Genomic DNA, 23,557 nt, shown 5'->3' on the forward strand with positions numbered 1-23,557 from the left:
AAACGCAGATAAGCAAGAGAAAGAGGAGGTAAAAATTAAACCGGGAATTATTTATAGAAGCATTAGTCCAGATTATTTTTTTCGCAAAACTCATCCAGCCCTATGGTATGGTTCAGTTTACGAACATGCGGAGTTGATCTTGTTCGATTAGCCTGGGCTATTTGAGCTATTGCGAGTAGAATGTCTGCAGGAGGATTGGGGCCATATGTACTTTGTACCTGGTTGAGTAAGATACGCATCTCTAATAAGGCCCAGCGTTGTTCTTCAATACTGTTATGAATAGTGCTCATAGGTCAAATTTCTACGTCTCAATTTAACTCCTTTGTAATAGAGCCGGGCCAATAATATTACGGTTTTTAGGACCGTATTTTTACGGGTATTACGGAAAATAACATCATAAAGATTAAGTTTTATATTAAACCTGCTGGTAATAAAAGTCCATTATAAAAAATGCCAGACTGTTTCAGTCCGGCATTTTTATTTATACGCTACACTTTTATCATATTAATCATCGTCGTCTTCGAACGCAGCATCTATTTTCAACCCTAATGCTTTCAAACCTTTGCCATGCGCGCCAAAGTATTCTTTTGGAAAGGGCAGGTCGCCATGAATGGTAGACCAGACATACTTACTGAACAATAAAGCGTCTTTATCAATAAGGTCGGGCAATGAAAAATCCATCTTCTGGGTTAAAGGCGCCAGCTTTGCAGTAGTTTTACTGGACATCTTTTCCTTCGGCGGGTTCATCTCATTGATGGGTATTGATGGGGTAAGACAATTGTAAGCCGTATAATCAGTCGTTTCATGGAAACAGGCTGTCATCAGTGGCGCCATGGCTACCAGCTGGTTCATTGGCTGTACACCAAAGATCTGGCAAATGGTATGCAGTACCGATGACTGGTTATAAAAATTACTGATCAACGTATCGCGTTTTACATAAGGCCCAGCCACCAAACATAAAGACCGATGTCCGTCAACATGGTCCGTGCCACTTTGCGGATCATCTTCATTAATAAACACAGCCATATCTTTCCAGAACGAACTTTTTGACAACGCTTCCACTACCCTGCCGGTTGCCCAGTCATTATCCGTTACATAAGCGCGGGGCGTGGGAACGGTTTCACTGTAACCACTTGTATGGTCATTAGGCAGGTATATAACAATGAACTCTGGTAAACTGCCTGCAGCTTCATACTCCTGCAAAGCTTTGATAAATACATCGGCCCTGATCTGGTCGGGAATATTCAGGTTCCAACCGGGAAAACGCAGGTCACTGTATTTTTCCAAAGTGCCCATTTGATAAGAACATTTATATTGGGCAGAATCATTTTTATTTTTCCAGGAACTATACACGTCGGTCCAGGTTTTTCCTTTTGTTATTTCGGCCAGATCTGTTTCCCCATAATTCCTAAAGGAAATTCCCTTACGCAATAAGTGGTCCCAAATAAAACCACAGCCTGCATAAGACAAGGGGTCGGTGCCAAAATCATACGCGCAGCGGCCGGCAGAGAAATCTTTTTCATGATACGGTGACGTGATCCCCTGTATGGCCCATTGATGACCATCGCTTGAGTTTACGCCGTTACAATAGTAATTATCCAACAACACAAATTGTTTGGCAAGCTGGTGCGTGTTAGGCGTTACCTCATTAGAGAATTCAACCAGTTTGGGATCACAGTTGCCCTTCCCGATATCACCCAGTTCCTGATCGAACTTTTTATTTTCCCGGATGATGTACACCACATGTTTTATAGAAGATGGTTCGCCGGGATTATCAGGTATGGGTTTAGGAGCAGCTTTCGCATTGGCCGCCGCCTGTGCCCGCAGCATTTCAATAAAATGAAACCCCTTCTTTGCAGTGGCGGTATATTCATTCAACTCAGTTTTATTATGAGGCAGGGACACTTTTTGAATAGCACCTTTTAACGGTGTCACATTCCCGATAAATAAATTATTCCCGCTAACAGCCACCGTTCCGGGAAAACCACCTGCGGCAATAAAACCATACGGCCCATGCTGTGGTTGTTTTGGGTCAATGAGGGCAATGGAATTATTGCCGGCATTGGCTGCAAACAATATTTTTCCATCGGCACTGCATGTCAGTGCAGTAGTAAGACTTCCATAAGGCAGCGAAGGATCAGGTTTGGTATTGATCGTTTGTACAACCTTGAAAGTATGAACATCAACCACACTGATACCATCACCGCTGTCATCGCTTATATACAGCAACTTGCCATCAGGCGACAAAACCATCGATTCCGGGTGGATGCGGGTTTTAATTTCAGCAACTGGCTTTTTTGTATTGATATCAATTACTGAAACGGAGCCGCGCAGGGCTACCGAACGGTCATCCACCGCTACTTCAGTTCCCGCTGACTTTTCCGTTCTGTCTCCTTTTTGCGCATGCGGTCCACCGAAGTTGCTTACAAAAGCCAGTTTTTTGTCTTTGCTGATAACTACCGCATACGGACAAACACCTACCGGAATCCTGCTTACCAATTTGCCATTGGCAATATCAACAACACCTAGTTCATTTGTTACGGCAAGGGCCACAAACGCCGTGTTATTGTATAATCCTATTCCAAGTGGCGTTGTATTTTTAGCCCCAACTGATAAGTCGATCTTTTTTGTGAGCGTAAACTGGCCCGACTTACTAACATTCCCTACGTATAGGTTTTTCTGTGCCCCTGTAAAATATATGGTGGAATCATTGGCATCTACAGCAAGGCCATTCATTGAACCCGCTTCTTTTTTTTCGTATTCGAAACGACTGATCACTTTAAAGCCATTGGCATCGATGATGGAAAGGTCTTTATTGTTTTTTGCAATAAGGAAATTCCGCTGCTGCGCCAGGTCCAGGTTCATTACCCTGGTTCCTTTGGTTAAATTAAGGCTTTGTCCTGCGGGGTTGAACAACTGACTATTTACAAGCAGTTTGTCTCCAGCCAACAGTTTGTTCCAGGAAACAGTATCCACGCTTGGGGATACTTCCTGGGCTTGAAGGTTTTGTACGGCCGATGCAAGTAAAAGGCAAACAAAAAGAAATGGAATGTTCTTCATATTCGTGCGATTATTGCCAACCGAAAATTTGTGTCAGGTTGTGGTTCAATTGTGTTTGCAGGTATGGAACCGGCCGGTAGTAATATTGAGGCTCTATAAATTGTCTGGGTGTGGTTTCCGTTACCAGGTTGCCGCCTTGTGCCCCATTCTTTAAATACACCGTTACATCTTCTCCAAAGCTTCCGGCCTTATAATAAACCAGTGTTACACCCAATGTGTTCCTTACTTTATGTGCATCATCCGGGATGGCATCATCTTTACCGATCAGCATGATATCAGCCACGCCATCGCCCGACATATCGAACTGGCCCAGACCGGGAAAATACATACCCTCTGGTATTTTGGACAGCAAATTACCGCCATGCCATCTCAACAGATCATCATACCGGTAGCCTTCCAAAGCCAGCTCAACCCTGCGCTCTCTTCTGATCTCAAGAACAACACCTTTATTGCCTCCTGTTACGGCAGGGTATTTTGTTGCCAATACAGCATCAGGGTTCCCATTGGCAACTGCTAATGATAAAGCAGGCATGCCGACTCTTGTTCTTATAAGATTAACGGTATTATCCAGATCGGCCTGGGTAATGGTTCCCTGTTCAGCCACCGCTTCAGCATAGGTGAGTAATATTTCTGCATACCGGGTAACGGGGAAGTCGGCGCTTCCGATCACATTATTATCGGTTGAGTTGATATATCCTTTCAGTTGATGGTAACCTGAAAAGTTTTTATTGAGCCGTTGTATATAAGGAGCTGCATCCTGCGCTCTGGTAAAACCAGGAAATGCCAAAGTTTGCGCCAGCCGCGGGTCCCTGTTTTGAAACTCCTGCACAAAAGTGAATTGCTGGTAACCGCTCACATCGATAAAACGGGAGCCATCTTTCATTAAATAGGTTTGAACAAGATCTCTTGAAGGGGATTGTTCATAGTCGCCCCAGATACCGGTATTGTTGTTACCGCTTGGCGCTCCCTTTACTGACAGGTCGTATGGCCTGTTCAATATAATTTCAGGATTGGCCGAGAGATCGGCGCTTTTAAATAAAGAGGCATAATCACCCTGTGGATTACCAGTGCTGTACAACCGGTATTTACCTGAAGCCATAATTCTTGCGGCTACGGTTTTTGCAGTATCCAGAAAAGCACCGGCTGTTTGCTGAAGATTCAGTTCGGGATGATATCTTCTAAATGTTCCCTCAAACAAGGCGGCGCCTGCATATTTTGCTGCTACAGCCCATTTACCGGGGGTACCAGCCGGCACCTGTTCTTTAACGTGGGTGCTTGCAAATAACAGATCAGCCATGAGGCTGTCTATCACCTGCGCTCTTGGCGTACGGGCCATATATAAGGCAGCAGAATCGTTCGGATTGATGGTTGTTGAATACCAGGGAACATCAGAGAAAAGTTTAACCATTTCCAGATAAAAATCTGCGCGGTAATACCTTGCCAGCCCTGCATAATGGTCTTTCACATCCTGGCTAACCTTGGCCTTGTTATAATTTTCGAGAAAATAATTAATGTTTCGGATCCTTGTAAAATCCCATAAGTCGGCAGACACCGTTTTGGAAGAGGGATTGCTTCCGATCATTATATTTTTTATATCGATACTTCCGGAAGTGGTAGCCAGGTTATCGCTGTTTTGGTCAGCCGTGTACTGCCCTGTTCCTGGCATATTGAGCAGGCCGTTTATATATTGACTTAAGTCAGCTTCAGTATTAAAGAAAAGCTCAGGTGAAATGGTCGTTTGCGGATATTTGTCCAGGAAGCTTTTTTTGCAAGCCTGGCTCAGCAGTATAGTAGAAGCAAATGAAACAGCTATAAGATATTTTTTCATTACTGTTTTTTTAATGTGCAATGGAAATAAACCAAACATTAGAAGTCGAGGTTAATGCCGAATGAGAATTTACGCTGGTAGGGATATTCCCATGACCTGTCATCAGAAACCGCTTCGGGGTCTACATATTTTTTGATAGCGGAAAACTCATACAGGTTCTCGCCGGTGAAAAATACCCGCAGGCGGCTAATGTTCAGCCTATTTATTATAGAACCAGGAAGTGTATAACCAATGGTAAGGTTTTTCACCCGCAGGTAGGCCGCATTCAGCAAATAATTTGTTTGCGGAATATCGAGCCCGGAACCATAGTTATGGTCTGCCAGCCATGATTGCAATACCGGGAAGCGGGCATTGAGATTGGCGTCGGCCAGACCGGCAGCGTTATATGATTTTGAATTAGTTGCTTTTTCTGCATCGGTCTCGGCATTGGCGCGGTAGAAATCAAGGTTCCAGGGATAGATGTTCGCGTAAGGTTGTTGGTAAGGTCCCCAGTACAGATAACTGTGCGGGTAGTAATCCTGCTTCAATACACCCTGCAAAAACAGTGAGAAATCTATATTGTTCCAGCTCATATCCAGGTTAAACCCTACCCGGTAACGGGGCGTGCTGTTCCCAATAACCTTCAAATCTTTAGGGTCTGTTGCTGATGTACCCGATTCTATTTTCCCGTTGCCGTCCATATCTTTATACTTAGGCCATCCGTCTACAATTTGCAAAGCGCCCCAGGGAATGATCGATGATTCATCCAGTTTGGCCACTTCACCCGCGTTTTTAAATATGCCATCGTTCGTGAGGCCCCATATTTCGCCAATTGTTTCACCAGGATAATATTTTGCAGAGAAGGTTTTGGCAGCATTGTTATAGTTAGTGATATGGCTTTGGTTATCGGAAAGCATTCCTCTTACGCCAAAGTCAAAAGGTTTGCCGGCAACCCGGAATGTATTTCTGTAGCCCAATGAAACTTCCCATCCTTTGGTTTGCAGGTCGGCTGAATTTTGATAAGGTGCCGTTGTTCCCAGCACACCTGGCAACTCCTGACTGGGAGCCAGCATACCGGTTGTATTGCGGATATAATAATCAAAGCTACCCGTGATCTTGTTATTCAATGCGCCGAAGTCGAACCCGAAATTGCTTGTAGCTGCTTTTTCCCAGGTATAATTATTCGGGTCAACGGATAAGGAGGGCGCCTGCCCTAATACGGTTGGCAGGGAGCCATTGACCAGATAATTGGACTGTGATATTTTAAGGCTTTGTATGTACCCATAATATGATACAGACTGGTTACCCAGCCAGCCATAAGAGGTGCGCAGTTTAAATGTGGAAAGAACATTGGAGATGCGATCCCAGAATGGTTCCTTGCTCACTACCCAGGCGCCTGAAATGGAAGGGAAAAAACCCCACCTGTTATTACTGGGGAAACGCGAAGAACCATCTAAGCGGCCATTACCCTCCAGGATATACCGGTCGTTGAAAGTATAATTAATTCTTCCAAAGAAACTTCTGATCGCATACGAGTAATACCCGTTCTGGTCAGTTGTTTTTAAAGTAACATCTCCTGTAGCAAGTCCTAAATAAGGAACGGATGAAGAGATGAGATTCGATTTACTTACTGAAACCGGGCTCCATTCGTATTCTTCCTGGTTATAACCTGCCGTAAGCTTAATGGCATGTTTTCCGAATGTCTTATTGTAGTTAGCATACAGGTCGAATACATATTGTTTGAGGGTGGCATTGGTTTCAGTGATGGAACTTGGCGTTCCCAACTGACGCACATCATTGGGTCCGTAACCAATATTATAGGGCAAAAATGTGGTATCATATTTCCATAATTCCCGTTTAAAACTGGCATCACCTGTTATTTGGAGGTCGCCATGTAAGAGGGTGGCAACGCCGCGGACGATATCCTGAAAACCAAACCTCGTTTGAACATCCCTTCCGCCGTCCACCAGCTGGGCCGCCAGCGTGCCTGCCGACGTATTCGCCCATGTTCCATCAGGATTTTTTACCACATCGGTAGGATGCGTGGTATAAACATCCGTAATGTTATACGATGGCTGGTTGCGCTCCAACTGGTAGGCGTTGAAATTGTTATCGATATTCAGCCAGGGCAAAGGATTGAAGTTGATCTTGCCTCTTAAACCATATCTTTTCCAGTCGTCTTTACTCAGTTTGTTCAATCCGTTTTCGTCTGTAAAATCGCCGGAAAATAAATAGTTGATCGTTTTTTTGTTGGGCGTTTGTGCAGAGCCGCTTAAACTGATCGTATGGTATTGTGATGAATTCGTTTTACTGAAAAAGTAATCATTCCAGTTGTTGTTTCCCATGTAGGCCCATAAAGAAGGGTCATCGGGATTCACCTTGGTATCGGGAGCCGAATTGGGATCGTCGGAACGCTGCTTTGCCCAGTCATACTGCCAGGAAGTATAGTTCACATAATCCCAGGGTGTATTGTTGGTAGAGGTTTCCAACACCTTCATGTATATATACGGGTCAGTAACCGGTTGGGGCAGCACGGTTCTTTTTGAGATAGCAAAGTAGTTGTTGTAACTGATCACCTGCCGACCGCCGGCGCCTTGTTTGGTGGTGATCAGTATTACACCAAAAGCTGCACGTGCACCATAAATAGCTGCAGAAGAGGCATCACGCAATACGGTTACCGATGCAATGTCTGCCGGATTGATCCGCATCAGATCGTCGGTAGCGGAAGCAATACCATCGATAACGATCAGGGGCGATCCATCATTATCGTTAACGGAAGCAAAGCCACGTACGTTGATCTTGGGCGTTGCACCCGGTTGTCCACCTGCGTAAGTGATGTTCAGTCCGGGACTGGCTCCCTGCAACCCCTGAAACACATTCGCTACGGGGCGTTTGGCAATTTGTGCACCGGAAACCTGGTCTATGGCACCGGTAGCATCAATTTTCTTTGTTTTTCCGTAACCAACTACTACCACGTCGTTCAATGAACTCACGGGCGTTAATTTGATTACTATTCCATCCTGAAAGGCAGGTAATCTGAGGGTTTGGAAACCTACATAACTCAATTCTATTGCACCGCTTTTATAGGAAGACAAGGTAAAATTTCCAAGGCTGTCAGAGTTTACGTAATTGCCTGTTTTTATGTCTCTGACGAGCACATCGGGTAATGGCTTCCCTGAAGCATCAGTTACGGTTCCTGATTTTCCTCCGGTTGCATCCTGGCTGAATACAACCGTGCAACCAAAGAGTAGTAAAATAAAGAGAGTCAGTTTTGATATCATAAACTAAAGTTTAAAGGAGCTTTTTAAAGTAAAAGCGAGTAGCGTCTTCAGGGTTATTTAGCGGAAACAAAAGTCGGGGAAACGTGTTTTATTGAGTTTACCGACCGATTAAGGAATTATTAAATAAATTGAATGAACATTCAATCAATTAATTAAAAGCTCATTAATGAATATGTTTGCGATCGTGAATTTATTTCGCACTTAATATTTATTTTGCAACGGAAACCGACACCTCATCATTAATACGTATTATCTTTTATAAACATGAGCACCCCTTCTTTAGGTAAAGTGGGCCGAAAGAGTTTAAAAGAGCCCAGGCAAAAAGAAATTATAAAAGCGTTTTATAAACTGGCAAAAAAAGAAGGACTGGAGAATGCTTCAATCGCCAAAACTGCAGAATCAATAAACATAAATCCAAGCCTGGTCATCCATTATTTTCGCACCAAAGAACACATGGTGTACAGTCTTGTGGAGTATATACTCGATAAATACCTGCTCATATTTAATGTACCGGTAAATGTAACCGATACGCCTTTGCAGGTATTGCTAAAAGTGATTGACAATATATTTTCGAAGAAATGGAACACCCTTTTCGATGACGGGGTTTCGTATAGTTGTTACTCGCTTACCTTCCAGGATAGGATCATCAGACAGAAATATAAATTATTACTGGATACCCTGCGCGAACACCTGGCAGGGCTGATAGCACCCTGCATTGAAGATGGCAGTATCAATATAAAGGACCCGGTACCTGTAGCTGATATTACATTTGTGCTGGTAGATGGCGCTTATTATTATTTAAGCCTTACCGACAATAAAGAGGAATACAATAACAAGTTGCTGGAATATAAAAACAAAGCAATTGAACTGCTGCATATTAACCCTAAGAAGATCTAGTTTTTCTGATGCCATACATGGCAATAAAAGCAATGATGCCCCAAATAATATTGATGGCCAGATTGGGATAATCATTTAAATAGCAGGCATTGAAGATCAGGCCTATCGCCCCGATAATATTCAGGATATGATATAGTTTTTTACCTGAACTGATCTTATTCAGGCTTAAAAGTAGGTAAGCGATCACGTAAGCAATAGATCCTATCCAACCTATGATCTTTACAACAACAACGTAATTCACAATGTTTTTTCTTTGTGGACAAAGCAAGGAAAGAATATAGTAATAAAAAACACTATTTAAAAAATTAAAAGAAAGTTCATATAGCATGGAGGGTACACCATATACTAACATCCAATGGATCATTCAACAGAACCTGACCAACAAAGATGATCTATATGCGCTCATTAAGCAATCTTTTAATTTTTTGGATCATAGTTCGTAACATAATTGTTCACTGTTCCACTACCCGGCCCTTGCTTTTTTTGAAGCTTTAATTTTATGTATTTTTTTACCCCAGCTCTTAATTCAGATTTCAAATTGAAGCGCCTGTAAATAATTAAAGCACATTTCAACCCCAGCTTACCCCTCTTCAGGATATTCATGGTTTTATATACCCTGGAGTTCCACATTATATCTGAAATAATATTCAGCCCCACTTTTAAAAAAGGAAAAGCTCTGGTGAAGGGAGGCATATTGAAACTTTGAGTAAGATGATCCGTAGATTGCGATGCTCCTCCCGCGGAAATGTAGCAATGCGTACCTTCTACCATTTTATATTTACCCAAAAATGCTATTCTTCCTACAACAAGCCAATCAATTGCCAATTCGTTTTGAAATAACATTTCAGAAATGTACTCCCTTTTAAACAATCCATAAAACAGTCCATTATTTTCAATCTTCCGGAAAAAATGAGCTGTTCTATCACCAGGCAAGTCATCTGTAATATCTATCTCAGCGTCAAAACGAATAAACTTTTCCTCAGGAGAATAAATTTTAGCACGGCCATAAGCAGCAGAATATTCTGTATTATTCAATAAAAAATTCAAACAACTCTCAATGTAGTTTTCATCTAACCAATCATCATCTGCCAGTCGCATGAAATAATCACCTTTCGCCTGTTCTATAACATAATTGAAATTAAAGATTGCACCTTTATTAACCGACTGCCGGATATAAGTAATGCGTGTGTCAGTTAAATATTTATTTATTACCCTTTCTACTTCTTCATTCGTTGAACAATTATCAGAAATTATAATTTCAAGATTCTTATACGTTTGATTCAGCAAGCAGTTTATGGTTCTTTCAAGCGTCTTTGGCCGGTTATAGGTAGGAACACAAACACTTACTAATGGTGTGTACATACGCATTCATTAATAGGAAATAAAAAATTACGCATTCTTCAGATGTATATTGAAGAATTGTTGCGCATACGTTTTCGGGATGGGTTGAGACCAAACAAACTTAGTGGCGCCTAAAACAGTTATTATGTGTGTTACTTTAATCCGTCAACAGGATGATGTAAAGCAGGGTCCTTATGTACAAGATACTTAGGGCTCACATTTTTAACAATGCGGAAATGTTCGTTTTGAATTAACGAGATATCCTTAATTGCTAACATATTAAATCCATGTGGTGGACCTTCCAAATAAGTGTCTTCAGGCTGTATCAACTCAATGACTTTATCTTTTAAGTCATAATTAGCCTGAAAATCGCGTAAAGAAAATAAAGTATACCCGAATGATTTAAGAAATTGAGCAATCTCTGTATTATGCAACCCATCAGACCAATCTACATATGATCTGTGAATTTCAAATACAATGTTTGGTGCGGTACCGGCTGGTTGCCTAAGTTGTTCAACGGCACCCTTCAAAACGTTAAATTCCGAACCTTCAATATCCAACATAATCAGATCAACGCCGGGTACCTTATTCGCTTTCACATATTCATCTACAGTTATCGTATTAGCGGCCCTTCCTTCTACATTAGCTACGGAAGCAAAAGCTAAATCATCATCATCAGATAAATTCAGGTAGGTATTACTATCGTTCCATAATCCTTTATAGATCACTTTAATATTGCTTAGTTTGTTAAGCGCCGCATTTCTGGTTAAAACCTGCAACTGTCTTTCATTCAAATCAAAAGCATGTAGCAACCCATTATTTTTCTTAATAAGATCAGCTACCAAAACAGCCTGATCACCAAAATAAGCACCACCAATAACAACATTTTTTGCATTTTTAGATAAGTATAGCAAAAGCTTAGTTGTTTGAGGTTCCCAAACAAAATCGGGGATCCCGGGGGTGGACATTATAAATTCCCTGGCCACTTTTGAATGAATATTTGGGATAAATTCAAAGGTCAGTCCATTAGCCAGGCTCTTTTTTTCCAATGGTACATTTGCATAAACAGCATCTACTAAATACCTGGTTAAATCATCTCTTGTGCTTCCATTATAGCCCAGCTCATTTTCTACTTTTTTACACCACTCAACAAATTGAGCTCGCAGAGATTCATTTTCTCCAATAACGGCCAGTATTTTACTAAGTTTATCTACACTCATTTATTATACTTTAAGGTTAGAAATTAAGGTGTGTATACTTTAGGGTAGAATAATAACAAAATCCGGGTTTTCAGCTTTTAGGGTAACCTACGGGCCTTGCGAGCAAATGCCCGGTTTATAAAAATAGTCATGGAAATAATCAACAACAAAGACGAAATGTATCGCTATAAGCCAGGTTTCGGAGACGGGTTCCCCGGTATCTTTTTTTATACTAAGCCGGAGCTTGTTTTATATAAAAACAACTCAGCAAATCAACTTTACTAAAATTATATAAAAAAAAGGGGGAAAAGAACAAAAAAAAGGACCACCGTTGCTGAGGATCCTTTTTTGCGGACTGGACGGGACATGTCGGATCGTTATATCTTATGGAAATTCAGCTACTTAAGTCGTGTCTGGTCAGATTCTGTTAATGACCACATTGACCGAAATAATACATTCGCAACAAACGTTATCTATAAAAGTTTTACCTTTCACCCGTATTGTAGCGTCAACCCTAAGTCCAAATGTTATTTAATTCAATCCCATTTCTCGTATTCCTACCAGTTGTATTTATTCTATATTGGTATCTTTCCAATAAAAAGCTCAAGTATCAAAACTTATTGCTTTTAATAGCCAGTTACGTCTTTTATGGCTGGTGGAGCTGGAAATTCCTCATTTTGCTGGCACTCTCCACTTTACTGGATTATTTGTATGGCTTTGGAGTAGGCTCAAAAAGCAGAAAAAAAGCCAGGTTTTTTCTTTGGCTAAGCATTGCCAACAACCTGGGCATTTTAGGAGTATTCAAATACTACAACTTTTTTGCGGAGCAATTTCAAACGGCATTTGAGGCTATTGGTATACACACGCATCCAATCATACTTCAGATAGCTCTGCCGGTTGGTATTTCATTCTACACGTTTCATGGAATGTCGTATGTGTTCGACATCTTCAGAGGAGAGCGACGGCCTATTACAAATTTTGTTGAATACGCCGTTTTTGTTTGCTTTTTTCCGTTACTGGTTGCCGGCCCAATTGAAAGGGCAAATCACTTATTACCGCAGATACAGAATAAAAGGGTTTTTAGTTATAGCCAGGCATCCGAAGGACTTAGGCTGATGTTATGGGGCATGTTCAAGAAAGTGATCATTGCAGATGGATTGGCCATTACGGTAAACGATATATTCAATAATTACTCTACATTAAGTGCGGGTACATTAATCATGGGGGCTATTGGTTTCAGCTTTCAGATCTATTGCGACTTCAGCGGATATTCTGAAATTGCCCTGGGCACTGCCAAACTGTTTGGATTTGAACTACTCAGCAATTTTAAGTTTCCCTATTTTTCGCGCGATATCGCTGAATTCTGGAGAAGATGGCATGTATCACTGTCTTCGTGGTTTAAAGACTACTTATACATACCATTAGGTGGTTCTAAATTAGGAAAGGCAAAAGCGGTACGTAACACGTTTATCATTTTCCTGGTAAGTGGCTTTTGGCATGGCGCCAGTTGGAACTTCATTACATGGGGTGCAATTCATGCCGCCGGTTTTTTGCCCTTGTTATTGTTAAACAGAAACAGACAGCACACCAAAGAAATAGTTGCTTTTGACAGAAAACTGCCCAATATGAAAGAGCTTATGCAAATGTTGGGCACTTTTGCATTCGTAACGTTTGCCTGGATCTTTTTTCGAATACACGACATAAAAGTGGCTATAGATTTCTGCAAACGGATCATCGTAAATGCTTTTCACGATCCGCTTCAATTCGTGCATAAGCCCGGTGGTTTAATGGTGCTGTATTATATAATCCCACTTATTTTGGCCGACTGGTGGATCAGAAGAAATGAAAGAGTAATAAGGCCAACCCCATACAGAATATTGAATTGGGCTATAGCCATAGTGATGGCCATTTTCATTATCAACACCTTCTTTACGTACCTGGACAAACAACCCAGCAGTTTTATTTATTTCGAATTCTAATGAAAAATTTACTTAAAAAAGTATCGTTTTTTTTGCTGCTCAGCTTCACGCTATTTTTTGTATTGAAATACATTTTCATCAATCGCGAACCCAAGTCGTTTAACAGCGCGTTTGTCGATAAACTGAAAATTCTACAGGCAAACAAGAATAAAAAAAAGATCGTTTTAATAGGCGGATCGTCGGTTGGCTTTGGGTTATCGGCAGAACTGATGGAACAAAAACTGGGCATTACCACAATCAACCTCGGTCACAATGCAACCCTTGGCCTGGTAGATTTTCAATCGTTCATTGAAAAGAATCTCACAAAAGACGATATCATTGTATTTTCACCGGAGTGGCATATTTATGCGCATCCCGATTTTGTTGATGCCGCCTCCATCGATAACCTTATTCGGCATAATCCGGAATATGGAAGGCTGATCGGAAATCCTAATTATATAGTTGAATCGTATTTCGCCAGCATTCGCTTTTCGCAGTATGTGCATGATGGAAATGAGATCATATACCGCTACCATTGTTATAATGCAAATGGCGATATTATTTCGCATTGCGGGTTAAAACCTAAAGGGCCCAAGTATTATAGCGTGTATGAAGACCCTATGCAGCTTAATTCATTCGCGAACTACTTTCCATTTTTATCAACAAATAAAACGGTTTACTTTTTTCCACCTACTCAAACGCGTGTTTACCAGGAACATAAGAATTACTTTGCACAAATTGAAAAGGCCCTGGTAAATCAAAGATCCATTTTGGTAGATAACGTAGTTGACAATGTGTACCCCGATTCTGTTTTCTTTGATGAAGGTTATCATCTAACCTGTGATACACGGACCCAACGTACAGAAAAATTAATAAGCTATCTGACCAATTCGGGAGTTGTAAACAACCGTTCCCTCACAAAAAATAAAAGCGCAGATCAATAAGGATTGGCGCCCCGTCTCTTACCTTTTGACCTCACGACACCGGCATTCATATAATATTTTTTCACAATTAGTGTTTTTACGCTAAATTCAGATAGAAAATATATTATATGGACCCCAAAAAGATAATCACCATTTTCGGCGCTACGGGCGCCCAGGGCGGTGGACTTGCCCACGCAATTCTCCAGGATAAAAACAGTTCCTTTGCGGTCAGAGCGGTTACACGCGACATCAATTCCGATAAAGCAAAGGCATTAGGCCAGCTCGGTGCAGAGGTTGTCGCCGCCGATATCGATGTACCTCAGTCTGTAGAGAATGCGCTTCGCGGCGCTTATGGCGCTTTTTTCGTTACCTTTTTCTGGGCACATTTTTCAGCAGAGAAAGAAAAGGCAGAAGCGGCCATCTTTGTCGAGGCCGCCAGGCGGGCAGAGCTGAAACATGTTATCTGGTCTACGCTGGAAGATACACGCGACTACGTTCCGCTTACTGATCAACGAATGCCTACCCTTCATGCCCGGTATAAGGTGCCACATTTCGATGGCAAAGGAGAATCTGACAAATTATTTACAGCCGCCGGAATACCCACCACATTTATGCTCGCGTCTTTTTACTGGGACAATTTCATCTACTTTGGCGCCGGGCCTAAACGAGGCGAAGACGGTAAGTTAGCGCTTACACTTCCGATTGGCAATTCAAAAATGGCAGGTATTGCAGCCGAAGACATTGGCAAATGCGCCTATGGCATTTTCAAAAGGGGAACAGAAATGGTGGGAAAAAGAATTGGCATTGCAGGCGAACAATTAACCGGGAACCAGATGGCCGATGAATTGAGCAAGGCATTGGGTGAGCAGGTCGTTTACAATAAAATTCCTGCTGATGTTTACAGAGGCTTTGGTTTTCCCGGCGCCGATGACCTTGGCAATATGTACCAGTTTTATGATGAGTTCGAAAAAGAATTGAATAATACCAGGGATGTGGACAGATCAAAACAACTAAACCCCGACCTCATGAACTTTGCGCAATGGCTCAAGAAATATGCAGGCAAAATCCCACTTTGAAATCCGAAAAATCAACCGGCTAAAAGGAAAGCGGAATAAAAAGCAAAAAGGTCCTCCGATTTTCGGAGAACCTTTTTTGCGGACCGGACGGGACTCGAACCCGCGACCTCCGCCGTGACAGGGCGGCATTCTAACCAACTGAACTACCGATCCTTTTCCTTTTCAACGTTTTCGCCGGATGGCTCATCGTTTTTGGGAGTGCAAAGATAGGAGTTTTAAGATATCTCCAAAAAATATTTTCATGTTTTTTAAAGAAAATTAAATTTCTACCTCGCGCATTTACAAAGAACCTAGTTGCTCACCGTTTGCAAGTTATACTACCTACAACCGGTTTGCTGCCGCGAAATTAAGGAATTGAGTTTGAAAAATTCAAATTCTCTGACAATTCATTTTGATTGTTTATAGCCCCAACCTAAAAATATTCAAATGAACCCTGACCTACCGGTTTTTGACCTCCGAAAACTGAAACGATCTATTATTGTTTCCGCAACTCTCCCAACGCCTTTTTACCACTTTCACCAAGCGGATTTATTTGAACCGATTTTTCATAGTACTGAATAGCCAGGTCTTTTTTACCGGCCTTTGCATAAGCCTCCGCAAGACTATCCCAAACATTATAAAAACACCTGCCAAAAGATAACCGTTACTGAATCTCAAATATTTATTATAACTATGCGCTCTTATGACACCCTACGTTTTAGAATCGAACCATAAGAAGATCGGACTAGAATTTATCACCGACAAATCGCTTACGCAGTTGAATAGTGATAAATATAAAAGCTTCATTAAAATCCTGTACCTGACTAAAAATGCGTCCCTCACCATAGATTATAAAAAGTTTACTACTTCAACCAACAGCTTATTCTTTATAAACAGTAACCAGCATTTTCAAATCCATAGCATAACCGAAGACTCAGGAGTAATGCTTTTTTATAACCGCGATTTCTATTGCGTGCAGATCCACGACAATGAGGTTTCCTGTGATGGCCTCCTGTTCAATAATATTTTTGAAATCCCTGTTGTTGAAATTCCGGATAACCTGCAGCCGTTTATTTCAGCCACCATCGACAATATAAAAGAAGAGTTCAATGGTGACCAATCCTCCCGGGAAGAAATGATCCGCACCTATTTAAAACAGATCATTATTAAAGCAACCAGGCTTTGGAAACAACAGCATGCAGATCAAAATAACCTGTCAACTTCCTATGACGCCGACTTTTTCAGAAACTTCAGCCGGCTGGTGGAAGTTCATTTTAAGGAAAAACATGGACTGGCAGACTATGCAGACCTTTTAATGGTAACGCCCAAAACACTGAATAAAAAACTATCGAAGCTGCATGTAAAAAACCCCAATGATATTATTAAAAACAGGATAATCCTGGAAGCAAAACGCCTGCTCTCCTTCTCCACCATGAGCATAAAAGAAATCGCATATCACCTCGGGTATGATGACCCGGCTTATTTCAACAGGCTGTTTACAAATAAGGCGAAAGCAACACCGGCAAGTTTTCGAAAACAATATCAACAGGAATTGTAACCGCACTCTTTTTATAGATCATTGAACCATCCGTCAGCTGGCGGATGGTTTTTTATTGCTCATCTGTTAAAAAAATGGTAAGGGAAAAAAGTACAATTTTTTGGCCCTTTTACACATTGACCCGCGCGCCGCTGCGGTATAGCTTTGTGTTATCAAATTCATCAAAACAACAAACATGAAAAATACGACGCTTATCAAATCACTTTCTATTGCATTGCTTTTTATAACAGTAAACGCATTTAATATTATGTCTCAAACAACCAATTCAACCAAACCAGAAAACGATCCGTTAATCTTAAAAGACGTTCGCTTATTCCTGCAGGCTTTAAATTCCGGCAACGGCAAGCCGCTTGAACAACTATCCCCTGCCGACGCCAGACAGGTTTTAATTGGCGCTCAAAAATCAGTAACCGTTGATTACTCGGGCATCGAAGAATCTGAAAAAACAATTACCCAGGATGGCATTTCTATAAAGATCCATATCGTTAAACCCGTTGGCGCTAAGAAAGACCTTCCGGTATTCATGTTCTTCCATGGTGGTGGCTGGGTTTTAGGCGACTATCCCACTCACCGTCGCCTGGTACGCGACCTGGTTGTAGAAAGTGGCCTTGTAGCCGTATTCCCCGACTATACGCCTTCACCCGAAGCGCATTTCCCGGTAGCTATCAACCAGGCTTATGCGGCTACCAAATGGGTTTCGCTGCATGGGGATGAAATAGGAGTGAATGGAAAAAAACTGGCAGTTGCCGGTAACAGTGTAGGTGGTAATATGGCCGCGGTGGTTGCTTTGATGGCCAAAGACAAAAAAGGCCCTGAAATTAAACAACAGATCCTGCTGTGGCCTGTAACTGACGCCAGTTTTGAAACCAGTTCTTACAATGAAAAAGCCAATGGCCGGTTTTTAACAAAAAATATGATGATCTGGTTTTGGGATAACTATACTACTGATGCAGCTGCCCGTAACCAGATCTATGCTTCGCCGCTGCGTGCGTCTCTTGAACAATTGAAAGGTCTTCCACCAGCATTGGTTCAAACAGCTGAGCATGATGTATTACGTGATGAAGGGGAAGCCTATGCACACAAACTGGATGAAGCCGGTGTTGCAGTAACCCTTACCCGTTACAATGGCGTCATTCACGACTGGGGCTTATTGAACCCACTCGCCAAATTACCTGCAACCAGATCTTCCATGTTACAAGCTGCGGCTGAATTGAAGAACGCACTTAAATAATCCGTTCTGATGACAAAAGGACCATCGTTGATGACGGTCCTTTTTGCATTTGGCTTTAATAGTGCGTATGATTAACTACATTGTTCTTTAAATACATGAGGTCCTTCTTTGAATCCTTATTGGTGTAATGCGCCTGTTTAGCTCCGTATACCCGCAGATACCCCTGACTGAGTGTAATTACCTCTTCGGCGCCCTTTCCCATAAAATCGAACATATGAAATACCGGGTCAGGAAAATACAACTCGCCCTTACCCTGGTCGTTGATCTTAAACTTGTACCAGAACAATTGTTCCTTATTCGTTCCACTCCAATTTCCTTTTACAAAATCAGGGTTGCCATTAAGAGGGGCTCCGGGCCATTTGAACAGCATATTCCCTTTGTTATCGAACCAGAATAACTGGCTGAATAAATAAGGCTCGTTGATCTTGCGGTTACCATACGTTCTGCCGCCTACCACCACCTGTGGGCCACTGGTATTTTTTAAAAAATTACCTACCTGGATCTGCTGACTATGCTCAGCCACCTGCTGCCACATCAATTTACCAGTCATAGCCTCGTAGGTGTAAACGCCGGTTTCGCTATTCGCCGTTACTATATCAGTTTTGCCATCACCATTCAGATCACTGAATTTATAACTATCGGCATGATCGTGGTTATCGAACAACTGATCGAAGTGATTCCAGATCTCTTTTCCTTTTGCATCCAGCAACAGATGCCCCACCAGCACTTCATCGATGCCATCTTTGTTCAGGTCAATGGGGTAAATGTAATGTCCGAAATGATCTTTCTTCCTGTTCTCCGTATGCATCCACAGTTCTTCGAGGTTGTTGTTATAGGCATTGATATTTATTGTTCCACCCATATCAGTAAAAACAACCAGTTCATTCGGCGCTCCTGGTGTTAATTTGGCAATGGCCAGCCGGAAATTATTGTATACATGTGGCAACGGCCGTGTTGGCCAGGGAATCTGTTTTTTTATTTTACCGCTCGCGCCATCTGCTATTACCAGCCACTCCTTATTATCGAAATACCGCCAATGTACCACCTCGGCCTTGCCATCGTGGTCAAAATCCCATAATACGCCGGGCGCTTCAAACTCCGATCTTTCTTTGGTATATTCTTCAGGTGCCTTCCACTCCCACAATTGCCGGCCGCTGTTATCGAATACATGGGCAGAGAAATCGCGCTCCAGCACCATGAAATCTGTTTTTCCGTCGCCATCCACATCGCCAAATTTAACGTCGCTGGAGGGCGGTATTTTGTATTCCTTTAGTAACTGTACTTCTTTAGCCAGTTGAAACGGAACAAGGTCTTCTGCCTTCAGAGAGGCGTTTCTTGAAAGCACCAACACATCAACTACCGCCCCGGGATCTATACGGGTGATCTTGAAATCTGCAGCGCCTTTTTTCAAATTAAAATCGCCCCCCTTCTTCCACGACAAAACCGTATCGCCAAACTCCTCCTTTGTTACTGTATTATTTACCGAAACCCGGAAGCTGCTTCCTCTCTGTCCGATACTGCGAACATAAAGATGGTACTGGCCATCTTCCGGTATTGTTATCCGCTTTAATAAATTGGTTTCGGAATTTAAAACGAGACCGGTATTATTGAATAACCAGTCAACATGCTGGGCCTCGGCATTAACTATAATATTGCCTTTTGGCTGATCGTCAAGAAAGTCGGACGCTGGAATAATAACTGTAGCTGGCAGGGTGTCTTTGGGATTATTTACCTGTAGGGCAAAGGCAATCATTAAGAAATAAAGCATACACAAGCTTTTGTAATCGTTATTGTGAATCATTAAAGCTATCGATCACATCACTAGCAACCATCCTGACTTATCCTGAACCCATATAAAAAAAATCATCCGCCGGTTGGCGGATGATCCTTTGTTTTTAAGAATGGCTATACTGCTCATGATTGTATTGCAGAAATTCTTCAAATTCATTGACAAACTCGTCTGATTACCTCTTTGCCAGGGCCCATGAAAAGCAACACACAATCTGTTACTTTCTCTTAACATGCGAGTAAAATCTACACAAAGGTGGTTATAATAGAATTAAATAACAATACTATCCTCCTTTTTAGTAAAAACAACTAATTTTACTACAGTTAGACAGACTTTATATAGTTACAACCCTTTAATTCGCCCCTGAGAAGTAAAAAAAACTATTATGGAAGGACTTGACCAGATAGACACCCAGATTCTGGATCTTTTACAGCACGATGCAAGAGTTACTACCAAGGAACTGGCCGATAAATTAGGCCTCACCATTACGCCCGTTTCGGTTCGCATTAAAAAACTGGAAGAGGCGGGTTATATAAAGCGGTATGTGGCTATTCTGGACAGGGATAAAGTAGGAAAAGCGTTGATCGCTTTTACCAGTGTTCAATTACGGGAACATACGCAATCTGCACTCAAGGCCTTTGAACAAAAAAGCGTGAAGATCAAAGAAGTGATGGAGTGTTACCGGCTTACCGGCAACTTCGACTTTCTGCTTAAAATTGCCATCCGGGATATGAGGGAATACAACGATTTCCTGATGAATAAACTTTCTACCCTTCCGAATATAGGCTCGGTACAAACCTATTTTGTGTTGTCGGAAGGGAAATCAGAAACGGCTTATCCGCTTGATATTAATTTATCTGCCCGTTAATTGCAACACACTTATTGGCTAAAAATGCGCAGTTATCCCTTTAAACTGCACGAATATCTAATTTTAATTTTCCTTCACATTGTTTTTGATAGTTTGGTGCATCGCTTAACTATAAATGATCGGTCATGAAATTTCAAACTTTTACTTATTTATTAATTGTCGCACTCTTTTCCTGCAATAAAGACAAGGATAATGATCCACAGGTCAGTGACCCGGAGTGGAAATCAATTGCTAATTTTCCCGGTATCGGTCGGCAGAATGCGGTCACTTTTACTATTGGTCAAAAAGGATACATGGGTTTAGGAAATGGAGATGGCAATTCTCCTTATAATGACTTATGGGAATACGATCCTGCCAATGATTCCTGGGGCCGAAAAGTTGATTTTCCCGGAACACCACGCCTGGCACCTGCTGGTTTCGGCATTGGGAATAAGGGCTATGTTGTGAATGGCATTTGCGATTGTAATGATTTCTGGGAATTTAGTCTTGTTAAAGAATCCTGGACGCGCAAGGCTGACTTCCCGGTAAAAGATCTTTATTATGCTGCCACTTTTGTGATTAACGATAAAGCATACGTAGCCACTGGTATGTATGGTACCGTTTTACAAAAATGGCTTTGGGAATATGACCCTCAGTCAGATAAGTGGACCCGAAAGAATGATTTTCCTGGAATCGGGATGGATGACGCAACGGGTTTCTCCATAGATGGTAAAGGTTATATAGCGGGTGGAAACCGGGCCACTGGAACAAGTAAGGAATTGTGGCAATACGATCCTACATCAGACACCTGGACCCGAAAAGCAGACCTTCCCCAATCCACAATGGGATCTGTAGCGTTTACTGTAAACAATAAGGGCTATGTAGGTTTAAGTAACATGGGAAATAAATTTTGGGAGTATGATCCCGCTGCAGATACCTGGCGCAAATCCACCACTTATTCTGGCGGCAATGCAGAAGGTGCCAGCGCATTTACAATTAACAACAACGCGTATATAGGTTTAGGAGCATCAGCGTGGACTGTATACCCCAATGAAATGTGGCAGTTAACATTTTAATCTTAAAGCTATCGCTTAAATAAGGAAAGCCGTCTCGAAAGTAATTTTGAGGCGGCTTAGTTTTACACGTACTGTTTTATACTACATCATAATTTCAACAGCAATAACACTTCCTTATCCAGTCCCTGGGTGAATTCAAAATAATACAGGCCTAACCGGTAGTTCTGCCCCATGCGGAATGATTGTGCAACCTGCAGGTCCTGCCGCTGTTCCACAAACCCGCCCAAGGCATTGTACACTTTCATACTTACCGGCTGGTTGGGATTACCATTTTTAATGGTGATCAAAAAGTTGCTGTAAGAAGGATTGGGATTGCCGGTTACATTCAACGCCGGATAATCGGGCCCGGGTGCACAGGCGCCAATACAATCCCCGTGTCTGATGTGTGCAAGGGCTGCCAGCTTCGAGGTTGTTATCCCATTTCCGTTGTGGCAGATCTTTAGCTTGTCCGGGATGGTGACCGTTACTGTTTGGGGCTGACTGGTGAACACCCCATCGCCTACTGTTGTTAACAGGGTATAGCTTTTACGCGTCAGGTCTGCCAGACCGAGATCTGCAATTGTTATTTTACCAGTGGCTTCATTAACTGCAAAGATGCCGGCGCCGGTTCCACCCACCAACTGCCAATGCCAGGTAGTAAAACCAGGATCATTGGTATCGTCGGCATCTGTCGCTGTGATACGCCCTGGTTCATTACAGGCACCGCCATCCAGCGCAAAGCTGATGCCCGCCGGAATTACGGGCGCATTGTCATTTGCATTGATAAGATTAATCGTAATGGTTTCACTCGCACTTTTATTATATCCATCCGTTACGTTTACAATAAGCGTATAAGACCGTATGGGTGACTCGAAGTCAGACAGCGTACTATCTTTTACGATCACATTGCCGGTAATTGCATCAATGCCAAATACTGCAGCGCCGGTTCCACCCGTTACATTCCAGTTTTGAAACTCGGTCCCTGCATCGGGATCAGTGGCCCCTACGGGACCAACAACTGCATCTCGATTCGATTTTTCGCTAACAGCCAATGCCTGACCGGCGGTAATTACTGGCGGCAGCCCGCAATTGCTTCCCTCTGTTCCTTTGCCCGTAACAGTAGCGTTTGAGGTGGTCAATAATATTTTATCCAGCCTGGCGCCATCTTCCCGGTAGGCAATGGTAAGCGTGTGCTGTCCCACTGTTAAGTTAGCATTTGCCAGTCGCATCCACATCCAGCCTGAGGTCGTCAGGTTGTTTACGGTTACAAAAGTGCCACTATCGAATTGTATCCAGTAGCTATCATCATTCGCGCTGGGGCAGTTGAGCCGCGCCATTACATTATACGCAGCGGCGCTGTCTATCGTAAACGGCAATACGACGGAACCGGTTGCACCGGCGGGCGCAGTGGTGGTACTGTTCAACCCATTTACCACTACATATTTTCCATTCGAAGCAGCCGTATCGGTCACTACCTGCCAGTCGGAACCAATAGTAGCGCATTCCGGTTCCATCCAAATTCTGACACCAACGGGTTCTGATGGCAATACAGGATT

General features: G+C 42.3%; 17 protein-coding genes, 1 tRNA gene and 1 pseudogene. 8 read left to right on the top strand and 11 right to left on the bottom strand.

Going from position 1 to position 23,557, the window contains the following annotated elements; all coding sequences use genetic code 11:
- Window positions 1–62 precede the first annotated feature (62 nt).
- The 4 genes from BMX95_RS34645 to BMX95_RS25575 all read right to left on the bottom strand — a co-directional run bounded on the left by BMX95_RS34645 (window position 63) and on the right by BMX95_RS25575 (window position 8,148).
- Window positions 63–290, bottom strand: a complete 228-nt coding sequence (locus BMX95_RS34645) for a hypothetical protein (RefSeq protein ID WP_133053840.1) — start codon at window positions 288–290, stop codon at window positions 63–65.
- A gap of 214 nt (window positions 291–504) precedes the next feature.
- A complete protein-coding gene (locus BMX95_RS25565) occupies window positions 505–3,060 on the bottom strand; it encodes a bifunctional YncE family protein/alkaline phosphatase family protein (protein ID WP_081197592.1) in 2,556 nt (851 codons plus the stop codon).
- A 10-nt stretch (window positions 3,061–3,070) separates the two neighbouring features.
- Entirely contained in the window at window positions 3,071–4,888 is a 1,818-nt protein-coding gene (locus BMX95_RS25570; RefSeq protein WP_081197675.1) for a RagB/SusD family nutrient uptake outer membrane protein, read from the bottom strand.
- Window positions 4,889–4,926: 38 nt separating this feature from the next.
- Window positions 4,927–8,148 carry a SusC/RagA family TonB-linked outer membrane protein gene (locus tag BMX95_RS25575; RefSeq protein WP_081197591.1) on the bottom strand — a complete coding sequence of 1,074 codons (3,222 nt, stop codon included), beginning with the start codon at window positions 8,146–8,148 and terminating at the stop codon, window positions 4,927–4,929.
- A 264-nt stretch (window positions 8,149–8,412) separates the two neighbouring features.
- Between BMX95_RS25575 and BMX95_RS25580 the strand changes: the two genes are divergently transcribed.
- Entirely contained in the window at window positions 8,413–9,045 is a 633-nt protein-coding gene (locus tag BMX95_RS25580) for a TetR family transcriptional regulator (RefSeq protein WP_242672992.1), read from the top strand.
- Here BMX95_RS25580 and BMX95_RS25585 read toward each other — a convergent pair.
- The 3 genes from BMX95_RS25585 to BMX95_RS25595 all read right to left on the bottom strand — a co-directional run bounded on the left by BMX95_RS25585 (window position 9,032) and on the right by BMX95_RS25595 (window position 11,606).
- Entirely contained in the window at window positions 9,032–9,286 is a 255-nt protein-coding gene (locus tag BMX95_RS25585; RefSeq protein ID WP_081197673.1) for a CBU_0592 family membrane protein, read from the bottom strand. The two genes, BMX95_RS25580 and BMX95_RS25585, sit on opposite strands and share 14 nt — an antisense overlap.
- A gap of 176 nt (window positions 9,287–9,462) precedes the next feature.
- Entirely contained in the window at window positions 9,463–10,407 is a 945-nt protein-coding gene (locus BMX95_RS25590) for a glycosyltransferase family 2 protein (protein WP_165758807.1), read from the bottom strand.
- Between the two features lie 131 nt (window positions 10,408–10,538).
- Window positions 10,539–11,606: an FkbM family methyltransferase gene (locus BMX95_RS25595; RefSeq protein WP_081197589.1), complete on the bottom strand. Its 1,068-nt coding sequence runs from the start codon at window positions 11,604–11,606 to the stop codon at window positions 10,539–10,541.
- 599 nt (window positions 11,607–12,205) lie between these two features.
- Between BMX95_RS25595 and BMX95_RS25600 the strand changes: the two genes are divergently transcribed.
- The 3 genes from BMX95_RS25600 (at window position 12,206) to BMX95_RS25610 (ending at window position 15,542) form a co-directional block, all read left to right on the top strand.
- A complete protein-coding gene (locus tag BMX95_RS25600) occupies window positions 12,206–13,564 on the top strand; it encodes an MBOAT family O-acyltransferase (protein ID WP_242672990.1) in 1,359 nt (452 codons plus the stop codon).
- Window positions 13,564–14,487: a hypothetical protein gene (locus BMX95_RS25605; protein WP_081197587.1), complete on the top strand. Its 924-nt coding sequence runs from the start codon at window positions 13,564–13,566 to the stop codon at window positions 14,485–14,487. The genes BMX95_RS25600 and BMX95_RS25605 overlap by 1 nt, the downstream gene beginning before the upstream one ends.
- Before the next feature lie 107 nt (window positions 14,488–14,594).
- Window positions 14,595–15,542 carry an NmrA/HSCARG family protein gene (locus BMX95_RS25610; protein WP_081197586.1) on the top strand — a complete coding sequence of 316 codons (948 nt, stop codon included), beginning with the start codon at window positions 14,595–14,597 and terminating at the stop codon, window positions 15,540–15,542.
- Between the two features lie 79 nt (window positions 15,543–15,621).
- Here the strand turns inward: BMX95_RS25610 and BMX95_RS25615 are convergent.
- A tRNA-Asp gene (locus BMX95_RS25615) sits at window positions 15,622–15,695 on the bottom strand.
- A gap of 322 nt (window positions 15,696–16,017) precedes the next feature.
- Window positions 16,018–16,146, bottom strand: a pseudogene (locus BMX95_RS35885) (tetratricopeptide repeat protein); the annotation flags it as partial.
- Between the two features lie 78 nt (window positions 16,147–16,224).
- On the opposite strand from BMX95_RS35885, the gene BMX95_RS25620 reads away from it, so the two are divergent.
- Window positions 16,225–17,079, top strand: a complete 855-nt coding sequence (locus BMX95_RS25620; protein ID WP_081197585.1) for a helix-turn-helix domain-containing protein — start codon at window positions 16,225–16,227, stop codon at window positions 17,077–17,079.
- A gap of 175 nt (window positions 17,080–17,254) precedes the next feature.
- Window positions 17,255–18,310, top strand: a complete 1,056-nt coding sequence (locus BMX95_RS25625; RefSeq protein WP_081197584.1) for an alpha/beta hydrolase — start codon at window positions 17,255–17,257, stop codon at window positions 18,308–18,310.
- A gap of 55 nt (window positions 18,311–18,365) precedes the next feature.
- Here the strand turns inward: BMX95_RS25625 and BMX95_RS25630 are convergent, their stop codons facing one another.
- The gene (locus tag BMX95_RS25630; RefSeq protein ID WP_133053839.1) at window positions 18,366–20,078 is read right to left on the bottom strand and encodes a hypothetical protein; all 1,713 of its coding nucleotides are present in this window, start codon (window positions 20,076–20,078) and stop codon (window positions 18,366–18,368) included.
- 406 nt (window positions 20,079–20,484) lie between these two features.
- Between BMX95_RS25630 and BMX95_RS25635 the strand changes: the two genes are divergently transcribed.
- Window positions 20,485–20,967, top strand: coding sequence for an Lrp/AsnC family transcriptional regulator (locus BMX95_RS25635; RefSeq protein WP_081197582.1), 483 nt, complete (start codon window positions 20,485–20,487; stop codon window positions 20,965–20,967).
- Between the two features lie 125 nt (window positions 20,968–21,092).
- The gene (locus tag BMX95_RS25640; protein ID WP_081197581.1) at window positions 21,093–22,022 is read left to right on the top strand and encodes a Kelch repeat-containing protein; all 930 of its coding nucleotides are present in this window, start codon (window positions 21,093–21,095) and stop codon (window positions 22,020–22,022) included.
- Between the two features lie 86 nt (window positions 22,023–22,108).
- Here the strand turns inward: BMX95_RS25640 and BMX95_RS25645 are convergent, their stop codons facing one another.
- Window positions 22,109–23,515 (bottom strand): cadherin repeat domain-containing protein, encoded by a 1,407-nt coding sequence (locus tag BMX95_RS25645; RefSeq protein WP_081197580.1) that lies wholly within the window; start codon window positions 23,513–23,515, stop codon window positions 22,109–22,111.
- Window positions 23,516–23,557 lie beyond the last annotated feature (42 nt).

This window comes from Niastella yeongjuensis (assembly GCF_900110245.1).
GTDB classification, from domain to species: domain Bacteria; phylum Bacteroidota; class Bacteroidia; order Chitinophagales; family Chitinophagaceae; genus Niastella; species Niastella yeongjuensis.